Source organism: Consotaella aegiceratis (assembly GCF_036541425.1).
Classification (GTDB): Bacteria; Pseudomonadota; Alphaproteobacteria; order Rhizobiales; family Rhizobiaceae; genus Consotaella; species Consotaella aegiceratis.
The window spans coordinates 1-19,454 of record NZ_JAZHFT010000062.1 but is presented as its reverse complement, the minus strand read 5'-3'; the positions used below and the strand labels follow the sequence as shown (position 1 = coordinate 19,454).

18 protein-coding genes are annotated in these 19,454 nt (G+C 65.1%); 8 read left to right on the top strand and 10 right to left on the bottom strand.

What is annotated here, in order from left to right; all coding sequences use genetic code 11:
- The first annotated feature begins 311 nt into the window (after positions 1 to 311).
- Positions 312 to 1,232, top strand: a complete 921-nt coding sequence (locus SMD10_RS23300; protein WP_331688141.1) for an NAD(P)-dependent oxidoreductase — start codon at positions 312 to 314, stop codon at positions 1,230 to 1,232.
- A 45-nt stretch (positions 1,233 to 1,277) separates the two neighbouring features.
- Here SMD10_RS23300 and hypB read toward each other — a convergent pair whose 3' ends face one another.
- Both hypB and SMD10_RS23290 read right to left on the bottom strand, forming a co-directional pair.
- Complete coding sequence (gene hypB / locus SMD10_RS23295) at positions 1,278 to 2,108, bottom strand: hydrogenase nickel incorporation protein HypB (protein ID WP_331688140.1); 831 nt, start codon at positions 2,106 to 2,108, stop codon at positions 1,278 to 1,280.
- Positions 2,109 to 2,174: 66 nt separating this feature from the next.
- Complete coding sequence (locus tag SMD10_RS23290) at positions 2,175 to 3,971, bottom strand: helix-turn-helix domain-containing protein (protein WP_331688139.1); 1,797 nt, start codon at positions 3,969 to 3,971, stop codon at positions 2,175 to 2,177.
- Positions 3,972 to 4,525: 554 nt separating this feature from the next.
- Between SMD10_RS23290 and SMD10_RS23285 the strand changes: the two genes are divergently transcribed.
- Entirely contained in the window at positions 4,526 to 6,217 is a 1,692-nt protein-coding gene (locus SMD10_RS23285; RefSeq protein ID WP_331688138.1) for a sensor histidine kinase, read from the top strand.
- A complete protein-coding gene (gene btsR, locus SMD10_RS23280) occupies positions 6,214 to 6,930 on the top strand; it encodes a two-component system response regulator BtsR (protein ID WP_331688137.1) in 717 nt (238 codons plus the stop codon). The genes SMD10_RS23285 and btsR overlap by 4 nt, the downstream gene beginning before the upstream one ends.
- Before the next feature lie 108 nt (positions 6,931 to 7,038).
- On the opposite strand, the gene SMD10_RS23275 is transcribed toward btsR, so the two are convergent.
- From SMD10_RS23275 to SMD10_RS23250, 6 genes are all read right to left on the bottom strand, one after another.
- On the bottom strand, positions 7,039 to 8,466 hold the full coding sequence (locus SMD10_RS23275) for a carbon starvation CstA family protein (RefSeq protein WP_331688136.1): 1,428 nt from the start codon (positions 8,464 to 8,466) through the stop codon (positions 7,039 to 7,041).
- Between the two features lie 179 nt (positions 8,467 to 8,645).
- On the bottom strand, positions 8,646 to 9,527 hold the full coding sequence (locus tag SMD10_RS23270) for a DMT family transporter (protein ID WP_331688135.1): 882 nt from the start codon (positions 9,525 to 9,527) through the stop codon (positions 8,646 to 8,648).
- A 162-nt stretch (positions 9,528 to 9,689) separates the two neighbouring features.
- Positions 9,690 to 10,517: a universal stress protein gene (locus SMD10_RS23265; protein WP_331688134.1), complete on the bottom strand. Its 828-nt coding sequence runs from the start codon at positions 10,515 to 10,517 to the stop codon at positions 9,690 to 9,692.
- Positions 10,518 to 10,666: 149 nt separating this feature from the next.
- Positions 10,667 to 11,656: a hydrogenase expression/formation protein HypE gene (gene hypE / locus SMD10_RS23260; protein WP_331688142.1), complete on the bottom strand. Its 990-nt coding sequence runs from the start codon at positions 11,654 to 11,656 to the stop codon at positions 10,667 to 10,669.
- Positions 11,657 to 11,747: 91 nt separating this feature from the next.
- Positions 11,748 to 12,854, bottom strand: coding sequence for a hydrogenase formation protein HypD (gene hypD, locus SMD10_RS23255; RefSeq protein WP_331688133.1), 1,107 nt, complete (start codon positions 12,852 to 12,854; stop codon positions 11,748 to 11,750).
- Positions 12,851 to 13,099 (bottom strand): HypC/HybG/HupF family hydrogenase formation chaperone, encoded by a 249-nt coding sequence (locus SMD10_RS23250; RefSeq protein ID WP_331688132.1) that lies wholly within the window; start codon positions 13,097 to 13,099, stop codon positions 12,851 to 12,853. The genes hypD and SMD10_RS23250 overlap by 4 nt, the downstream gene beginning before the upstream one ends.
- 247 nt (positions 13,100 to 13,346) lie before the next feature.
- On the opposite strand from SMD10_RS23250, the gene SMD10_RS23245 reads away from it, so the two are divergent.
- Positions 13,347 to 14,606 carry a cation:proton antiporter gene (locus SMD10_RS23245; protein WP_331688131.1) on the top strand — a complete coding sequence of 420 codons (1,260 nt, stop codon included), beginning with the start codon at positions 13,347 to 13,349 and terminating at the stop codon, positions 14,604 to 14,606.
- Positions 14,607 to 14,830: 224 nt separating this feature from the next.
- Here SMD10_RS23245 and msrB read toward each other — a convergent pair whose 3' ends face one another.
- Both msrB and pncA read right to left on the bottom strand, forming a co-directional pair.
- Entirely contained in the window at positions 14,831 to 15,241 is a 411-nt protein-coding gene (msrB, locus tag SMD10_RS23240; protein WP_331688130.1) for a peptide-methionine (R)-S-oxide reductase MsrB, read from the bottom strand.
- A gap of 90 nt (positions 15,242 to 15,331) precedes the next feature.
- Positions 15,332 to 15,964, bottom strand: coding sequence for a bifunctional nicotinamidase/pyrazinamidase (gene pncA / locus SMD10_RS23235; protein ID WP_331688129.1), 633 nt, complete (start codon positions 15,962 to 15,964; stop codon positions 15,332 to 15,334).
- A 213-nt stretch (positions 15,965 to 16,177) separates the two neighbouring features.
- Between pncA and SMD10_RS23230 the strand changes: the two genes are divergently transcribed.
- From SMD10_RS23230 to SMD10_RS23215, 4 genes are all read left to right on the top strand, one after another.
- Positions 16,178 to 16,570 (top strand): hypothetical protein, encoded by a 393-nt coding sequence (locus SMD10_RS23230; protein ID WP_331688128.1) that lies wholly within the window; start codon positions 16,178 to 16,180, stop codon positions 16,568 to 16,570.
- Between the two features lie 63 nt (positions 16,571 to 16,633).
- The gene (locus SMD10_RS23225) at positions 16,634 to 17,035 is read left to right on the top strand and encodes a hypothetical protein (RefSeq protein ID WP_331688127.1); all 402 of its coding nucleotides are present in this window, start codon (positions 16,634 to 16,636) and stop codon (positions 17,033 to 17,035) included.
- Positions 17,036 to 17,139: 104 nt separating this feature from the next.
- The gene (locus SMD10_RS23220; RefSeq protein ID WP_331688126.1) at positions 17,140 to 17,952 is read left to right on the top strand and encodes an alpha/beta hydrolase; all 813 of its coding nucleotides are present in this window, start codon (positions 17,140 to 17,142) and stop codon (positions 17,950 to 17,952) included.
- A gap of 256 nt (positions 17,953 to 18,208) precedes the next feature.
- A complete protein-coding gene (locus tag SMD10_RS23215) occupies positions 18,209 to 19,291 on the top strand; it encodes an SOUL family heme-binding protein (protein WP_331688125.1) in 1,083 nt (360 codons plus the stop codon).
- Positions 19,292 to 19,454 lie beyond the last annotated feature (163 nt).

Here is a 19,454-nt window from a genome sequence, read left to right as displayed (position 1 = left end):
CGATCAGGCCGCCATCATCGACGCCTGCTGCCAAGCCTGGAACCGCGCCACCGAAAATCTTGAGCGCATCATCTCGCTCTGCAACTATCCCTGGATCAAGGCGGTCACTTCATAGGCTCAGCGGTATAAGGCGTCGGCCGAGAAGCCTTCGGTTTTCAAGCTCCTTGAATGTGTTTCCTTGCGCGAATTGAGTTCGCCTGCGCGCCGCGCTAACATTCACTGAATATCGAATGCGGCGCTGTCAGCATCGGCTGAGCATGTCCGGCTGACAGTGGCCGGGATCTTTTCGGGCGATCTGGCAGTCGGTTCGGTTGGGCGCAGCGAACCAGCGGACGGGACAGATGAAAGCCCAGCAAGAGATCGGTTTCATTGGTTTGGGCGTCATGGGCCAGCCGATGGCGCTCAACCTGGCTAGGGCGGGCACGCCTCTGGTGGTGTGGAACCGCTCGACCGACCAATGCGAGGCGCTGCGCGCCGCGGGAGCGACGGTGGCGTCCGATCCCACCGAGGTCTTTCAGAGGGCGAACATCGTCATTCTCATGATGGCCAGCGAAGAGGCGCTGGACGCGGTGCTGGGACGGGGGACCGCCGACTTCGCGGCCAATGTCGCCGGCCACGTCGTCGTCCATATGGGCACGGTCTCGCCCGGCTATTCCAAAGCGCTCGACGCAGGCGTCCGGGCCGCCGGGGGGCGCTATGTCGAGGCGCCGGTATCCGGCTCCCGCAAACCGGCGGAGGCGGGCCAACTGGTCGCGATGCTGGCCGGAGAGCCTTCGGCCATCGAAGAGATCCGCCCTCTCCTGCCGCCGATGTGCCGCGAGACCGTCGTGTGTGGAGAGGTGCCCAAGGCGTTGCTGACGAAGCTCGCCAGCAACATGCTGCTGATCCCGATGATCACCGGCCTGGCCGAAGCCTTTCACTTCGCCGAGCGACACGATCTCGACCTTCAGATGTTCACCGCCGTCCTCAATGGCGGCCAACTGGCCAGCAGCATTTCTCGCGTCAAGGCGGAAAAGCTCGCCACGGGCGATTTCAGCGTCCAGGCCGCGATTTCCGACGTCTTGAAGAACAGCCGTCTCGTCGTGGCGGAAGCCCGGCAAGCCGGACTGGCATCGCCGCTGAGCGACGTCTGCCAGCAGCTTTACAGCGAGACGCTTGCTCTCGGATTGGGACAGGCCGACATGGTGGCCGTCCAGCGCGCCATCGAAGCCCGCACGGACGCCCCGTCTTAGTCCTCAGTGGTCGGGACCTATCGAACCGACCGGGAGAAGCCCCGCTCAGGCATGAACATGAGCATGCCCATCCGCATGGACGTGATGATGATGCGCCGCCCCATGCTCGTGATCGGCCGTGCCGTGGTCATGGTCGTGCGTGTGAGCGTGCGCCCGGCCGTCCTTGGGATGGTCACGGCGGAGCGCCGCAAGTTCGGCCACCAACCAGCCGGTCCAGGCATCCAGCCCTTCGCCCTTCTTGGAGGAGACGAGTTCGAGCGGCCCCTCCCCGCGAACGCGCGAGACCGAGCGCCTGGCCCGGTCCGGATCGAACTCCTCCAGAAACGGCAGAAGGTCGGCCTTGGTGATGAGCACCAGATCCGCGGCGCGGAACATCGTCGGGTATTTTTCCGGCTTGTCGTCGCCCTCGGTGACCGACAGGAGCACCACGTTCTTGTGGTGGCCGATGTCGAAATCAGCCGGGCAGACCAGATTGCCGACATTCTCGATGAACAGGATGTCGAGGTCTTCGAGCGCGAGGTCGTGCAGCGCATCGTGAACCATCACGGCGTCGAGATGGCAGGCCACGCCGGTGGTGATCTGAACGGCCGCGACGCCGTGTCGCCGAATGCGTTCGGCATCGTTCTCGGTTTCCAGATCGCCGACGACCACACCCACCTTGAGGCCGGCCGGCAGCGCCTTGATGGTGGTCTCCAGAAGCGCGGTCTTGCCCGATCCGGGTGACGACATCAGATTGACGGCAAGAACGCCGTGCTGGTTGAAGTGTTCGCGCACATGAGCTGCGACGCGATCGTTCTCGGCCAGGAGATTTTCCAGAACCGTCACGGTCTCGCTATCGGTCGCGCGATGTCCGCCGCATCCACAGCTTTCACACATGAGCGTATCCTTTCGATGAGTCTGGCCGGGCCGAAATCCCGAGGGCCGCGCTTATTTTAGAGCGGCTCAGCGCTGGACGGCAAGTTCGGCCTTCAAGCGATTGATATCCGGAATGACGAGCGAGGAATTGCCGTTGCGCTGCAAAACGCCGCAGCGCACCAGTTCGGCAAGCACGGTCGACACCGTCTGGCGCGTCGCGCCGATCTGCATCGCCAGATCCTCGCCGTGCGGCGCGATATCGATCACCACGCCGCGGTTGGCCTTGCGACCGTCGCGATCGGCGGTCTCGCAAAGCGTGCGAACCAGCCGATAGCGCGCGCCGTGGAAGGCCATCTCCTCGATCATCTGGATCGACTTTTCCAGCCGCCGCTCGATCTCGGGCACCACGCGCAGCGCCAGTTCGGGATCGGCCTTGGCAAGCTGGCGGAAGGTCGCCATCGTGACCATGACGACTTCGCCGTCCTTCTTGGCCTCCAGCATCGAGCGCTCGTGCAGCATCATCGCATCGCCGGAATCCAGCGTGAACAGCGTCAGTTCCTTGCCCTCGAACGAAGTGAAGCAGCGCACGCGGCCGCTTTTCACGACGAACAGGCTCTCCTCGCCCTCCTCGACCTCTTCGGCACCGTAGATGAGGGTGCCGGCCTTGGTCTTGCGGACGCTGATCTGCCCCTTGCCGGCGACCCGAAGCAGCCGGGTGGCGATCGCGTCGGTCTCGCCGTCCGCCTCACGTCCGGCTTCGGCACACGACCACTTCGCCTCGTCGCTCTCCTCGTGATCGAAGGCGGCGACCGGATGGACCTTCCGATCCTCCGTGAACGGCGTCTGCATCCGGGCGAACAGCGTCGAACCGCGCGTCGTCTGGACCATACAGTCGTCGGCGCTCGCGGCGCCGCTGATGCTGCCCCGCTCCACCGAGAAGAGCTGATCGAAGCGCATGGCACCGACCGCCGACCACGTCAGGCCCAAAAGATCGACGGCGTTGCGGTTGGCGCCCATCAGGCGGTCGCCATCGAAGGCCAGCAACCCCTCGTGCGGCCCGCCGACGAGATAGGGGTTGGAATGGAAATGCATCAGCTCGAACTTGCCGAAGCGCTGCTCGAAGATCCGGCGCTCCACCTGCTCGACGGCCCACCGAACCAGAGCGAGCGTATAGACATGAGAGAGGTCGTAGGGCGTCGACAGGTCGAGCACGCCCAGAACGCCGCCCGACGGATCGAGGATCGGCATGGCGGAGCAGCTGAAATTGCTGTGGCGTGCCAAAAAATGCTCGGCACCGAAGACGGAAACCGCCTGACGCTCGATCAGCGACAGGCCTATGGCGCTGGTGCCGACCGACGTCTCGCCCCAGTTCGCGCCGGGATGCAGCGCCGCGGCGGACGCCTCTTCGGCGAAGCTGCTGTCGCCGACGCGAAGCAGGACCAGTCCTTCGGGGTCGGTCAAGACCACGATGCCGCCCGCCGGCTCGGCGTCGCGGCAGAGCGTTTCCACCTCGCCCCAGGCTGCCTGGATCAGCGTTTCGTTGCGCTGCAGCGCTTCGCGCATCTCGCGCCGCGACGTATACTCCGTCCGCGGCCGCATATCCGGGTCGAGCCCCTGCGCCGCGCTGCGCCGCCAGGACCGCAGGATCGGCAACGACACGCCGCTCGGAATCACGCCGTCCGCCAGGAACCGATGCCGCGCAGCCAGCAGCGCCTGCGGATCGCGCCGGCCAGTCCGCGTCACCGTTGCAACCGAGCAGTGCCGCGCGGACGAGCCGGCCGACCGGCCGGTCTCGCTGCAGTCCAGACAGCGCTCGGCGAAGACGTGGCCGTCGCTGCAATCACTGCATGGCGCCTCAGCGTTCCACGCCTCGGTCAGCGTCATTCAGTTGCCTCCACATCGCGACCGGCGAGACCTGCCCCACAGGCGACCCGATCCTTCGACCTCGCGCTCTCTCCCGCATCGAGGGGTCGCGCAAAGCGTTACAACGCTGTCGTAAAGTTGATGTTGACTCACATCAATCGTCAACTCCGGTATATTCCTGATAGGCTTGTGTCGGAACCGCTAAAAAACTTGACTGAAGCGTTTAGTTTTTCAAAAAATCGAGCCTAGCCGGCAATCGGTACCAAATGGACGATGCGTTCCGGCGAAATCTGCATACAAAAACGTCGCACCAATATGTCCACCCGAGTAAAGCTGTTCTTCCGACCCGCGCCAGCAACTGCTTTCGACTTCGCGACGATGCACGATGACCGGAGCAGCCGGTAAAGGCGCATTGATGAGCACTCCCGCAGAGCGTTGGGATTGATGAACGGCCATGCATTCGACCGCGACCGCCGATCGGCTCGGTCGATTTGCGCCGGCGCCTGCCCTATGGGAAAGCGGGACGGAACTCGATAAGGTGTTGTCTGTCGGGCCGGTCTCGGGGGATGCCGCGCATGGATGTCATCGTCAACCTGCTGCAGCAGATGAGCGTCTATCTGGTCGTCGCTTATCTGTTTTCGAAGACACCACTCCTGAAGTCGTTGTTCGCGGTGTCGATGCGGCTGCCGCCCAAGGCCGTGATCTACTTCGTCTTCTCCGGCTTCTGCATCCTCGGAACCTATTTCGGCCTCGAGATGATGGATGCCATCGTCAACACGCGCGCCATCGGCGCGATTCTCGGCGGCATGATGGGCGGCCCGGTGGTCGGCTTTCTGATCGGCTTGACCGGCGGGCTGCATCGCTACACGCTGGGCGGCTTCACCGATCTCGCCTGTGCGGTTTCAACCACCGCGGAGGGCCTGCTCGGTGGCATGGTCTATCTGGCGCTGCAGAGGCGCAACCGGATGGACGCGCTGTTCAATCCATGGGTCGCGTTTCTCGCCACGTTCGCCGGCGAGATCATGCAGATGGCCATCATCCTGTTGATCGCGCGGCCCTTCGACCGCACTTGGGATCTGGTCGAGGTGATCGCAGTGCCGATGATCCTCGCCAATTCCGCCGGCGCCGCGCTGTTCATGAGCATGATCCGCGACCAGCGCGACATGTTCGAAAAGGTGAGCCAGGCCTCCTCGGCCAAGGCGCTGCGCATCGCCGAGCGCGCCGTCGGCATCACGCTGGAGGGCCTGACCCAGGCGACGGCCGAGCGCATCGCGCGCATCGTCTACGAGGAGACCGGCGTCGGCGCCGTGGCGATCACCGACCGCGAAAAGATCCTCGCCTTCGTCGGGATCGGCGCCGATCATCACACGCCGGGGGCCTCGCTGATGTCGGAATACTCCAAGCGCGCCATCGAGCATGGCACGGTGGAGTTCGCCGACGGCGTCGAAATCCCCTATGCCTGTTCGCTGTCCGACCGCTGTCGCCTGGGCTCGTCTCTGGTCGTGCCGATCCGCTCCGACACCGAGGTCATCGGTACGATCAAGCTTTACGAGCCCAAGAACAAGCTGTTCCTCAACATCAACCGCACGCTCGGCGAAGGCATCGCCAGCCTTCTGTCGAACCAGATCCTTGCCGGCCGGTTCGAGCAGCAGAAGCATCTCCTGGTCCAGTCCGAGCTCAAGCTGATCCAGGCGCAGATCAACCCGCACTTCCTGTTCAACGCGCTGAACACCGTCAGCGCGATCACCCGGACCAATCCCGGCGAGGCGCGCGACCTCCTGCTGCACCTGGCCAACTTCTTCCGCAAGAACCTGAAGCGGGCCAGCGACATGGCCACGCTGGGCGAAGAGATCGACCACGTGAACTCCTACCTGCGCATCCAGAAGGCGCGGTTCGGCGACAATCTCAACGTCACCATGGAGATCGATCCGGCGCTCATCGAGATGAGTCTGCCGACCTTCACCCTGCAGCCGCTCGTCGAAAACGCGATCCAGCACGGCGTTTCCAATATCCTCGGCGAGGGCCGCATCGCCATCAAGGCGGCGACCGAAGACGACGACATGGTGCTGACCGTCGAAGACAACGCCGGGGCGTATCGACAGAGCGACCCGAGCGCGGCCGGCGGCCTCGGCGTCGCGATCGTCGACAAGCGGATCAAGAATCTCTACGGCGACGCGTTCGGTCTCACCATCGACTGCCTCGAGGACGAGTGGACGCGCGTGTTGATCCGGGTTCCCGGCCCCCAGAGGCAGGACCTCGCGGCATGATCCGAGCGCTCATCGTCGACGACGAGCCGCACGCCCGGCAGGAATTGGCATCGCTTCTCGGCGAGCACGACGACGTCGAGGTCGTGGCGCAATGTGGCAACGCGATCGAGGCGTTGCGCGCCATCAATCACGAAAAGCCGCAGGTGGTCTTTCTGGATATTCACATGCCGCGGATCAGCGGCATGGAGATGGTGGGCATGCTCGACCCGGAAACCATGCCGCGCATCGTCTTCGTCACCGCGCACGATGAATATGCCGTTGCGGCCTTCGAGGAAAACGCCTCGGACTATCTCCTGAAACCTCTGGAGACCGGCCGTCTGTCCAAGACGCTGACGCGGATTCGCGAAAGCTGTGGCAAGCCTGCCCCGATGAGCGATGCCGTGCTCATGCCCCTGGTCCAGATCCCCTGCTTTGCCGGCAATCGGATCAAGTTGATCCCGGTCCAGGAGGTCGAATATGTCTACTCCGATCCTTCGGGCGTGCACGTCGTCTCGACCGAAGGCGAGGCCTACACCGATATGACGCTCGCGGCGCTGGAACAGCGCTCCGACATGGTGCGGTGTCACCGGCAATGTCTGGTGCGGCTGGCCAGGGTTCGCGAGATCCGCCTGCTCGACAACGGGCTGGGCGAAATTCTCACCCATGGCGGAAAGACGGTCGCGGTCAGTCGTCGCCACCTGCGGGACCTGCGCGAGCGCATTGGCCTGCGCTGACATCGGAGCGAGAGTCTGAACAAAAACGCCTCCCGAACGGATCGGAAGGCGCTTTTCGTTGGAGGTCGGGCCGCTGTGGCGGCCCGGCCGGTCGACGGGATCGCTCCGCTATTCCGCGGGGGCCGGCGTGATGCTCGGCCGGCGGTTGAGGAGCAGGAAGGCTCCCAGAGAAATGACGGCGGCCGCGATGCCCAGCACGTTGGCGACCGTATAGGGCAGCCCGAAGCCGATTTTCTCGGCCGCGATATAGGCGATCGTGACGGCGGTCATGAAGGTTGCCGGCACGGTGCAGATCCAGTGGAACTTGCCCAGCCGCACGAGGTAGACGGCCGCGGCCCACAGCGCCATGGCGGCAACCGTCTGGTTGGCCCAGCCGAAGTAGCGCCAGATCACGTTGAAATCGCCCAGCGACACGAGGAAGCCGACGGCGAACAGCGGGACGGCGATCATCAGCCGGCGGCTGATCTGGCCCTGGGGCAGCTTGACGTATTCGGAGATGATCAGGCGCGCCGAACGGAACGCCGTATCGCCCGAGGTGATCGGCAGGATGATGACGCCGAGGATGGCGAGGATCGAACCGAGTCCGCCGCCGAGAAGCGCGTTGGAGACCTCGTAGACCACGCCCGAGGCCGTGCCCGCGGAGATCGCCTCCTGCAACGCTGCCGAGTTCTCGTAGAACGACAGGCCGAGTGTCGCCCAGATCAGCGCGACCACGCCCTCGCCGATCATCGCACCGTAGAACACCACGCGGCCGTTGCGCTCGTTCTTGAGGCATCGGGCGACCAGCGGCGTCTGTGTGGCATGGAAGCCGGAGACGGCGCCGCAGGCGATGGTGATGAACATCAGCGGCCAGATCGGCAGATCGGTCGGATGGGTGTTGGCCATGGACAGCCCGCCGGGCAGCACTTCATGCTCGGGCGACGCGAACAGCATGACCGTCAGCGCGACCGACATGAACAGAAGCAGCGCGCCGAAGAACGGATAGAGGCGGCCGATGATCTTGTCGAACGGCAGGATCGTCGCCACGAAATAATAGGCGAAGATCACCGCCACCCAAGCCCAGGTGGGCATGCCCGTCATCTGCGCCAGCAGCTTGCCGGGCCCGAGCACGAAGACGATGCCGACGAGCAGCAGCAGAACCACCGAGAAATAGTTCATGAACTGCTTGGCAAAGCCCCCCATCTGGTGGCCGACCAGGTTGGGGATGTTCTCGCCATTGCTGCGCAGCGACATCATGCCGACGAAGTAGTCGTGCACGGCGCCGCCGAAGATGCAGCCGACGACGATCCAGACCAGCGCCGACGGGCCGTAGAGCGCGCCGAGGATCGGGCCGAAGATCGGGCCGAGGCCGGCGATGTTGAGAAGCTGGATGAGATAAAGCTTCGGCGTCGACATCTCGACGTAGTCGACACCGTCGGCCATGGACCGCGCGGGCACCACGCGGCCGGAATCGGGCTCGAAGATCCGATCCATCAGCGAGCCGTAAAGGAAATATCCTGCGATCAGCAGAGCGACGCAGGTAAAGAACAACAGCATGGGACCCCCCTTTGTCCTGATACCAGGGCTCGCACACTAGTTCGGCGGATCGGAGACAGAAGAGGCAATCGGGCGAGTGGTCGGAACACCGGCCGAGCGGTCGAAACGAGTGTGCGAGCGGTGGCAGGCGTGCCTCCCCCTGCCCGCAAACCCGACCGGTGGCCGCGACTTCCGTGGACTCAGCGCTCCAGCTGCCGCTCGCGAAGCACGATGAAAAGACCGCTCAGCACGATGATTGCCGCGCCGACATAGGTGGCGAGATCGGGGATTTCGCCCCAGATCAGCCAGCCGAGCAACGTCGCCCAGAGAAGCGCCGTGTAGTCGAACGGCGCGACGGCTGCGGCCGGCGCGAAGCGGAAAGCCTGGGTCATCAAGGTCACGCCGGCCGTACCAAAGATCGCGATGGCGAAGAACAGCCAGAGGTCCCCGCTTCGAAGCTCCGTCCAGACGAACGGCTGCACCAGCGCGGTGAGCACGGCTCCCCACCCGACCAGATAGAGCATCAGCGTCCAAATGCTGTCGCGGCGGTCGACCCAGCGGGCGCTGATCATCAGCAGCGCATAGAAGAAGGCGGTGGCGACCGGAAACAGCGAGGCCGCCTGGAACATCGCGGTGCCGGGCCTCACGACGACGATCACGCCGAGAAAGCCGAGCAGCACGAAAAACCAGCGTCGGCGCCCCACCGGCTCGCGCAGCACCAAAGCCGAAAGCGCCGTGGCGAAGACCGGCGCAGCGAAGCCGAGCGTCGTCGCCTCGGCTAGGCCGAGATAGCTCAGGCCTGTGAAGAAGAGCACTGCTGCAGCCAGCCAGACGATCCCACGCTGCAAGTGGGCTACCGGCCGATGCGACCGCAGAGCCTGCGGCCCGCCCATCTTCAGCGCGATCAGGGCGGCGATCGGCAAGGCGACGATATTGCGCAGAAAGAGGATCTGCACCGGCGAGTAGTTGGCGGTCAGCGTCTTGGCGATGGCGTCGTTGACGCACAGGCACGCGATCCCCGCGCACATCATCGCGATGCCCGTGGTCGTCTGGGACCGGGCGCCGCCCAAACTCGCATCCATCGATTTCCCCCCTTTATGCCGGCGCGCACCTAAGCATCGGGCGGTTGGCGTCACAAGCCGGTTTCACGACCGCTCGAGGGATCGCTCGGACCGGCCGCCAAGGGAGAGAGGTGTTTCGACAATGATCGGCGGCAGGCGGCCGAAGCAGCCTGCCGCCCGGTCTCAGCTCGAGACGAACCGATGGAACGAGCCGTCGTGGATCAGCGCGCGGGTGACGCCGCCCATCGCCCATTCGCGAAGCCGGCTGTGCCCGTAGCCACCGAACACCATCAGATCGGCGCCGATGCGTCCGGCCGTTTCGGTCAGGACCTCGGGGATCTGACGGCTTCCCGGCACGATCACCTCGCTGCGCGCCTTGCAGCCGTGGCGGCCCAGGAAGCGCACCACGTCGAGCAGGCTCTCGTGGGCCTCGTCCGTTTCCTGCGGGGCGATCATGGCGACCAGCACATGGTCGGCCCGCACAAGGAACGGCAAAGCGTCGGACACCGCCCGGCGCGCCTCGCGCGTGTCGTTCCAGGCAACCAGCACGTTGTCGCCCTTGAGTTCCCGGTAGTCCTCGGCCGGCAGCAGGACCGGCCGACCGGCCGACAGGATCAGAGCGCCGACGTCCACCGTCCGCTCGACGTTCTGAAAATCGACGTCGGTGCCGACGATCAACAGATCGGCCTCGCGGGCATGAGTGGCGAGCAGCGGCGTGGGACTGCCGGGCATGGCCCGCCAGACCGCATGGAGATCGCCGTCGCTTTCGGTCTCCATCTCGAACTCCTGGCGGAGCTTCTTCAAACGGGATTCGATCTTCTGCGTGTATTCCGCGATGTAGTCGACATCGACGGCGAACGTGTTGGTGAGCAAGAGCGGCGGACGCGCCTCGGAGGCCGCGAAACCGATCAATTCGGCCTCGAAGCGCCGGGCGATCTCGCAGGCCAGGCGCAATCGCGGCTTGGCCGGGCTGTCGATGTCCAGCTGGACCATGATCCTGCGGTAACTCATGGCTCCCCCCTTTCGGTATCCATGGTGCAATCAGATCACCACGTCAGAGTGCCATGGGCGTTGACGCGCATCAATACGCGCGGCAACGCCGCGACCGGCCGTGCGAGGCCGCGATCAGGAAGACCCGTTGGCGCGGGGCTCGCGCCGCCTCAGCAGATGCGCGGCAGCTGCTCGCCGTTCAGCCATTCCACCACGCGCTCGCTGCCGAAGCTGGTCTTCAGCCGCACGAGGCGGCGCGGATCGGCGATGGCGTGGCCAATGATCGCCGCGTCGCGACCAAGCGGATGAACGCGCATGACGGAGAGCAAGGCATCGGCCTTGTCGGCCGGACAGAAGGCGAGGAGCTTGCCCTCGTTGGCGACGCCGAGGGGATCGATGCCGAGCAGTTCGCAGGCCCCGCGCACCGCCGGCTTGATCGGAATCGCGTCCTCGTCGAGAACCAGCCCGACCCGCGACTGATGCGCCAGTTCGTTCAGCGTCGCCGCCACCCCGCCGCGCGTCGGATCACGCAGGCAATGGATCTCCGGCTCGGCCTCCACCATGGCGGCGATCAGGCCGTTCAGCGGCGCGCTGTCGCTTTCGATCGTGGTCGAGAAGTCGAGGTTCTCGCGCTTCGACAGAATGGCGATGCCATGGTCTCCGATCGAGCCGGAGACGAGAATGGCATCGCCCTCGCGAATGCCGTCGCCGGAGATCGAGAGCCCGTCCGCCAGCACGCCGACCCCGGCGGTCGAAATGAACACGCCGTCGGCCTTGCCGCGCTCCACCACCTTGGTATCGCCCGTCACCACCGGCACTCCGGCCTCCCGGCTGGCCTTGGCCATGCTTTCGACGATCCGCTTCAGATCGGCGAGCGGAAACCCTTCCTCGATGATGAAGCTCGCCGAGAGGTAGAGCGGAGCGGCGCCGCTCATCGCGACGTCGTTGATCGTGCCATGCACGGCCAGCGAGCCGATGTTGCCGCCCGGAAAGAACAGGGGCGAGATGACATACCCGTCCGTCGACATGACGAGGCGGCCGGCGGCCGGCGGCATCACCGCCATGTCGTTGCCCTGGGCGAGATACTCGTTGTCGAAGGCGGCGCCGAAGACTTCCGCGATGAGCTGGGCCATGGCCCGGCCGCCGCCGCCATGGGTCATGTCGACCCGCCCGTCCGCGATATCCAGCGGCCGGGAAAACGGGCGCCGATCGCGCCCCTCGCCTGCCTCGCTCACGCGACCTCCCGCAATCTCACGCCGCCTGCCTGTGCCGGCCGTAGAGCCAGTGGGCGGCACAGGCCCCTTCGCTCGACACCATGCACGAGCCGATCGGATTGTCCGGCGAGCAGGTGCGGCCGAAGAGGACGCATTCTTCCGGCCGCTTCAGCCCGCGAACCACCTCCGCGCACGCACAGGACTTGGGGTCCGCCACCGCACGGTAAGGCAGCGAAAACCGCTTTTCGGCATCGAATGTCTCGTAGGCGTCGGCCACCCGCAGTGCGCTGTTCGGCAGCCGGCCGAGCCCGCGCCATTCGAAGGCGCCGCGCAGCGTCATGGTCTCGGCGATCGCCTCGCGCGCCTTGGCGTTGCCGATGGCCGGGAGCGCGCGGACATAGGCGTTTTCGACGCGCGGACGACCCTCGTTGACCTGCCGCACCAGCATCAGGATCGCCTGCAGGAGGTCGAGCGGTTCGAAGCCGGCGACGACGATCGCCTGCCCGCGATCGGCGAACTCCTGATAGGGCTCGATGCCGATCACCGCCGAGACATGGCCCGGCCCGATGATGCCCTGCAGGGTCAGGCTTTCCCCATCGAGGATCGCCCGCATCGCCGAGGGCGTGAGAACGTGATTGCAGAAGATGCTGAAATTCGTGAGGTTCTGCGCCTTCGCCAGCTTCAGTGCCATGGCCGTGGGCGGCGTCGTCGTCTCGAAGCCGATGGCGAGGAACGCCACCTCGCGTCCGGGGTTCTCGGCGGCGACCTTGAGCGCGTCGAGCGTCGACCACACCATGCGGATGTCGGCTCCGGCGGCCTTGGCCTTGATCAGGCTCATGCGGTGCGAGCCGGGCACCCGCATCATGTCGCCATAGGTGCACAGGATCACGTCGTGGTCGCGCGCCAGTTCGATGGCGCTGTCGACGCGGCCGACCGGCAGCACGCAGACCGGACAGCCCGGCCCATGCACCAGGCGGATCGCGTCGGGCAGCATCGATTCCAGGCCGTAGCGGGCGATGGTGTGGGTGTGTCCGCCGCAGAATTCCATGAAGGTATAGCACTGGCCCGGGCGGCACTCGGCGGCGATCGCCGCCGCGATCCCGCGCGCCAGGCTGCCGTCGCGAAACTCGCTGGCATACTTCATCGAGCGGCTCCGGCTTCCTCGAGCTCCACCAGTTCGCCCATCTCCCGCAGGATCTCCAGCGTCTGTCTCGCCTCTTCCGGATCGATGCGGCTCAGCGCGAATCCGACGTGGAGGAGCACGTAGTCGCCGACCTGGACGCCTTCGACCAGCGCCAGGCTCACGTCCTTCTCGATGCCGTCGATGCTGACCCGCCCCATGGATTCGGGCAGCAGCTCCACCACTTCGGCGGGAATTGCCAGACACATCGTCTCGTCCTTTTCCCTCAAGGTCCTTCGCCCGGTCGGCCACGGATCGCGGATCCGCCGGGCCGTCGACGGGGCTGAAGTGAGGATTTTCTAGGCTCGAAGCGGCGCGAATACGTTGAGTCATATCAAAGTCTCAAAGGCGGACGACAACGGCGCCCGCTCGCGCCATCCCGCCGTGTCGACGTATCGACCGCGACGGAGCATGGCTTAGCTATATCCGTCCTGCCACCGGAACCCGCGTCACCCGATGGACCACTACATTCTCTCGCTCACCGTCTTCGGCGTGATCGTTCTGATGACCGCCTGGGTGCCGATGCTGGTCAAGGAGATGCCGCTCTCGCTGCCGATCATCTGCATCGCCATCGGCGCGGGCCTAGTCGCCTCGCCCCTGTTTTCCGTCGTCGCGGCCAACCCGCTGGAAAGCCGCTACCTGACCGAACGCATGACCGAGTTCGTCGTCCTGGTCTCGCTGATGGGCGCCGGTCTGAAGCTCGACCGCCCTCTCGGCTGGCGACGGTGGGCGCCGACCTGGCGGTTGCTCGGCATCGCGATGCCGCTGACGATCGCCGCCGTGACGCTGATCGGCTGGGGCCTGCTCGGGCTCGATCTGCCGTCGAGCCTTCTTCTGGGCGCGGCGCTGGCGCCGACCGATCCGGTGCTCGCGAGCGACATCCAGGTCGGGCCGCCCGGCTCCGGCACCGAGACGCCGGTACGTTTTGCTCTGACCTCGGAAGCCGGCTTGAACGACGGCCTAGCCTTTCCTTTCGTCTTTCTGGCGATCGCGATGGCGAACGCCGGTCAGAGCGGCGAGCCCTATTTCGTCGAATGGCTCTTGAGGGATGTCATCTGGAAGCTCGCCGCCGGTGCCCTGATCGGCTGGTTCGGCGGTAAGGCCTTGGGGCTGCTCATCTTCCGCCTGCCGGACCGGGCCCGGCTGTCGCGCACCGGCGACGGCTTCGTGGCGCTCGGCATCACCTGCCTGATCTACGGTCTGACCGAGATCGTTCACGGCTACGGCTTTCTCGCCGTCTTCGCGTCGGGCCTAGCGTTGCGCGCGATGGAGCGCGAGCACGACTATCATGAAAAGCTGCACAGCTTCGCCGAACAGATCGAGCGGCTGCTGATGATGATGCTTCTGGTCTGCTTCGGCGCGGCGATCGCCGAAGGCTCGATCTTCGGGCGGCTGAACGGATCGGTCATCCTCGCCGCCGTGCTGATCCTGTTCATCGTACGGCCCGCCAGCGGGTGGATCGGGCTCATCGGAACGCCGGGGCGGCGAAGCGAAAAGGCTCTGATCTCCTTCTTCGGCATCCGCGGCCTCGGCTCGTTCTATTACCTCGCCTATGCGCTCGGTCGCGCCGAATTCCACGATCCCGGCATTCTCTGGGTGACGATCTGCTGCGTGGTGCTGACCTCGATCGTGCTGCACGGCACGACGGTCACCCCCGTCATGCGCTACGCCGACGGCCGTTCCGAACCAAAGGCGGCGCGGCCTCATCCGAGGTGACCCGACGGGCGGCCGCCTTCACCAGTCCGCTGTTCGACATCCTGGTGTGGCCCCACGTATGACGCTCCCGGGCTTGGTCGATAAAGGTCGGCCTCGGTACCGCCTTGCCTCCGCTCTGGCCCTGCGCCCGGTCGCCGATTTCAGAATCCGGTCGTTGACGCGCTTGCCCTCCTTTTCGATCGTCGCGGTCTCGCACGATGCTCCCTGGACGAGGCGAAGGGTTCTCAGACCGCCGCTTCCGGTTCGAAGTTCAGCGCGACGCCGTTGATGCAATAGCGCAAGCCCGTCGGAGGCGGTCCATCGGGAAAGACATGGCCGAGATGGCTGCCGCAGCGACTGCAATGGACTTCGGTGCGCACCATGCCGTAGCCGCGATCTTCTGTGGTTTCGATCGCCCCCTCCACCGGCGTATCGAAGCTCGGCCAGCCGGTGCCGCTCTCGAACTTTCTCTGCCCCCGAAACAGCGGCTGGCTGCAACCGACGCAGACGAAGGTCCCGGGCCGCTTTTCGTGAAGCAGCGCGCAGCTGCCGGGCCGTTCCGTGCCGTGGCCGCGCATCACCAAATATTGCTCCGGCGTCAGCAGTTCGCGCCATTCCTGGTCCGTGCGGGTCACGGGGTAGGTCTTGGCCTCCATCGGCAATCTCCAATGCTGGGTCGTTGCGTATCGTCCCGGCATAGATAGGAAGTCTTCCGGTCAATCGCAGCCGGATGGGAACACTGCGCCTCAGCCCAGCAGTTCGGCCGCCGCCATCCGACCGACGCCGGCCGACGCCATCGCGTCCCAGGCTTGGTCGAGCGACCCGTTGAGGTCGATGGCGCGGCAGCCGTCGTCGATGACGCTGACCTTGAATCCGGCTCGGCGACCGTCGAGAGCCGACCAGGCCACGCAGAAATCGGTCGCCAGACCTACGGCGAAGATGCGACGCAGATTCCGCTCCCGCATGTAGCCCGCGAGACCGGTCGGCGTGACATGATCGGCCTCCTGGAAGGCCGAATAGCTGTCGACCGCACGATGATAGCCCTTGCGAATGACGAGTTGCGCATGCGGGATGTCGAGATCGGGATGGAATTCGGCCCCGGGCGTGCCCTGCACGCAGTGGTCCGGCCACAGCACCTGTTCGCCATAGTCGAGCGCCACGGTCTCGAAGGGGCTCTTGCCGTGCTGGGAGGCGAACGAGACATGGTCGGCGGGATGCCAATCCTGGGTCAGCACGACATTCGAAAACCGTTGCGCCAAGGCGTTGATTACCGGCACCACCGCGTCGCCGTCCGGCACGATCAAGGCGCCGCCGGGACAAAAATCATTCTGCACGTCAACGACCAGCAAGAGATCGTCATGGGAAGGCGTAATCGGCATGGCGTCGTGCTCCGTCTTGGCGAATGGCGTCGGTATTCCCGGCGAGCCATACGGTGGACCAGACCGACGGTCCGAAGCAACTGCTTCGCCTCACCGGTGGAGCTTTTGCCAAATCTGCACCTTCGCGCACCGAGCGGCGCTTGGCCATCGACGCGCCCTGTGACATTGAAGACCAGATTCGCCGAACGTTTCCCAGACCGTGTGGAGTCCGACATGAAGCTGAGCCTTGCCGCCATCTCGCTCGCCCTTGCCTTGTCCGTCGTGCCCGGTCATGCGCAGGAGGCGGCCAAGCCGGAACCGTCGGTGGATACGGCAACGCAATTGTCCTCGACCGCCGAGGATAACCTCTTGGCCGAAGAGGCCATGGTCGAGGTCTCCCTCGGAGACTGGACCCTCAAGAACGCGTTGGCCGACGCCCTCGGCATCAAGGTGTCCAGCGTACCGCTCACCGTCCAGGTCACGCCGGACACGGCGGCCGAAGTCTGCCCGGTATCGCAGACCGATCTGGAACAGCAGCAGGTCGTGCAGGTGAGCCGCACTTGCGCGGCCAAGACGTTGACCGACGATTTGAAGACGGCGGTCGAGGTCTCCCTGCAAACACATTGATCGTCCCGCACGGGGAACTCCGGAAACCGGCCATGGGTTGGTCGTGCAAAGCGGAGTTCTATGATGCTGATTTCTCTAAAATATCTTGCGGCCTCCTGCTTGGCTGCCGGACTGACCGCCTCCGCGGTGGTGGCGCAGGAAGCGCCCGACGCCCCGGCGCCCGATACACCGCTCACCGACATTCCCGAAGTGCCCGCCGATGGCGTCGAGCCATTGCCCGGCCAGGAGACGCCGACGACCGATTGCGTGCCCGACCGGATGCAAGCGAATGGCGACGGCACGCTGTCGGCGAACGGCTCTCTCTCGGACCGCCTAGCCGATTGCGGCGGCGTGCTCCGGCCGCCGGGCGGAACCGATCCCGGGATCCGCGCGCCGGCGCCGGATCCCGATCCGGGGACGACTCCCGTCATCCCGCCCTCGGCGCTGCCGCCGCATCAGCAGCCGAGCAGCCGCGACGCGAACTGATCGTCGCAGGCTTTTTCGCCATGGTTTCGACAACGAGGCGGCAGCGGCTATAAGGCCGCGATCGCCGCGACGGTCGCGGCCAACCAGTCTGTCGATGGTCCCCGATGTCCGATCCTCTGTCTCCCACCGAAATCGCCGTTCTGTCCGGCGGTCCTGCGAACGTCCTCGAGGGCAGCTGGCCGGATCGCCATATCCTTAACGTCGGCCGCCTGGAGCTCCATAGCTTCAGACTGGATGAGTCCCGCGCCGCGTCCCTGGTCTATGTCGGCGGCGGCTATCTGAAGATGGTCCACGACAAGGAGGGCGTGGAAATCGCGGCCTGGCTCAACAGTCTGGGAATCGATGCCCATGTCGTGGTCCACCGCCTTCCCGGCGCGCCCGCCAACGATGGCGCCGTCAACCCGTTCGACGTCGCGCTGCGCGACGGTCTCGTCTGCCTCGACCACGTTGCGGGGATGACCCCGGAGCTGCCGCTGTTTCACGTCGGCCTTTCGTCGGGCGGCCATCTGGCGGGCGCCATGGCCTGTCAGCCGCACGCGATGAAGCTCGCCGGCGCGCTGATCGGCTATGCTCCGATCAACGCCAATCACCGCGACCACAAGGCTCCCGCCGGCAAACCCGACTATCCGCCAGTCGAAAAACAAGCGTTCTACGACGCATGGCCGATCGGCATCGCCGGCGAACCTCACGGGATGCCGCCCTGCCCGGTCTTTCTCGCCTACGCCCTGCACGACAAGGCGGTTCCCATCGAGCACGCGCTCAATTTCATCCGCTCCGCCCGTGACCTGGGCCGCGACGTCGACGCCCACATCTTCGGCACCGCGCCACATGGTTTCGCCCTGCGTGACCTGAACGGGACGCAGGACGCCTGGCCGGAGCTAGCCAAACGCTGGTTCGATCGACAATTGGAGAACTGAGAAAGGCAACCGCCTGTTCAGGCTGCCCCCGCCAAAAAGGGCGGCCCTTGAGGCCGCCAAGCTTTGGCTGGAGTATCAGGCCATGAAAAAACCTGATGCTCCATAACGGGATGCCAAGACAAAAGTTGCGTCCCGAACCCGATAGCCGACCACAATCTTGTCGGGCGGCAGCGTTTCCGGGGTCGCAACCTCGCGCGCCGTACGCAACCAACGGGTTCGACGGACGTTCTCTTTTGGCTCGGTCATACCGATATAGATGTTTGAGTGGCGTGGACCCCGCTTGCTGCGCCAGGAGTTCCATTTCCGCAAGGAGATCGTCATGTTCCGCGAAAAACCGTCGGCCTCGGCTTATGACCGCATCGTAGAGGCCATCAACGATATCGGCGAACGTATCTCCGATATCGAAGAGCAGGTGGCCGAGCGGATCCACCCGACCCCGTCGCGAACCGAGCGCATTCGCGACGCTGTCAGCCGCAATCTTCCGGCCCTGCCCGGAACCCATCGCCGGCGCTCGTATCTTCCCGAGGCCGTCTCGAGCATCACCGGATTTGCTGCGCCGGCGCTGGCGAGTGCCAAGGCTTCGCTGTCGAGCCTCAGGCAATCGCTTCCGGACATGCCGCATTCCGTCAGCGAAGCACGCGACCAGCTGCCGGAGGTGCATCTGCCTCGCTGGCCCGCCTTGCGTCGCAACGCCGAACTGCGCAGCCGGACCGATTATCTGCGGGACCATTCGGGCCTCTCGACCGTGCTCATCGCCGGCGGAGCGATTGCCGCGGTCGGCGTCGCCTATTACGTCACCAAGAAACTCGCCGATTACACCGAAGAGCCGGATTACGAGGTCGTACGCCAGGACGGCGATGTCGAAATCCGCGACTACGACGCCATGGTGCTGGCCGAGACGGTGAAGAGCGGCTACCACGAAAAGGCGCGGCGCAGCGGGTTTGAGACGCTCTACAACTACATCCGCGCCCAGAACCGCGGCGGCAAGAAGATCGCCATGACGGCGCCGGTGCTGCAACAGCTGGCCGAGAGCGACGGACGGACCAAGGGTTGGGGCATCCGCTTTGTGATGCCGAAGAAGTATACCGCTTCCACCTTGCCCGCGCCGGCGTCCGAGGATGTGGAGATCAAGGAGGTGCCGGCGCGCCGCGTCGTGGCCATCACCTTCCCCGGCAATTTCACCGCATCGCTGGCCAGCAAGAAGCTGATGACCCTCTACAACTATCTGGCCGACGAAAACCTGGTCCAGAAGGGCGATCCGGAATACGCCTTCTATAATCCGCCGTGGACGCCGGGCTTCATGCGACGCAACGAGATATGGATCGAGATCGAGCGTTAGAGCGGGATGGCTATAGGCGGAATCGGGCTGGGATTCCCTGGGGGCTGGAAATGTGATTCACCATACGGGCTGGAGTTGGAGGCCAGCACGGATGGCGCGACCCTATTCGATGGATTTGCGAGCTCGGGTGGTTTCGGCGGTGCTGGAGGGCGGTCTGTCGCGC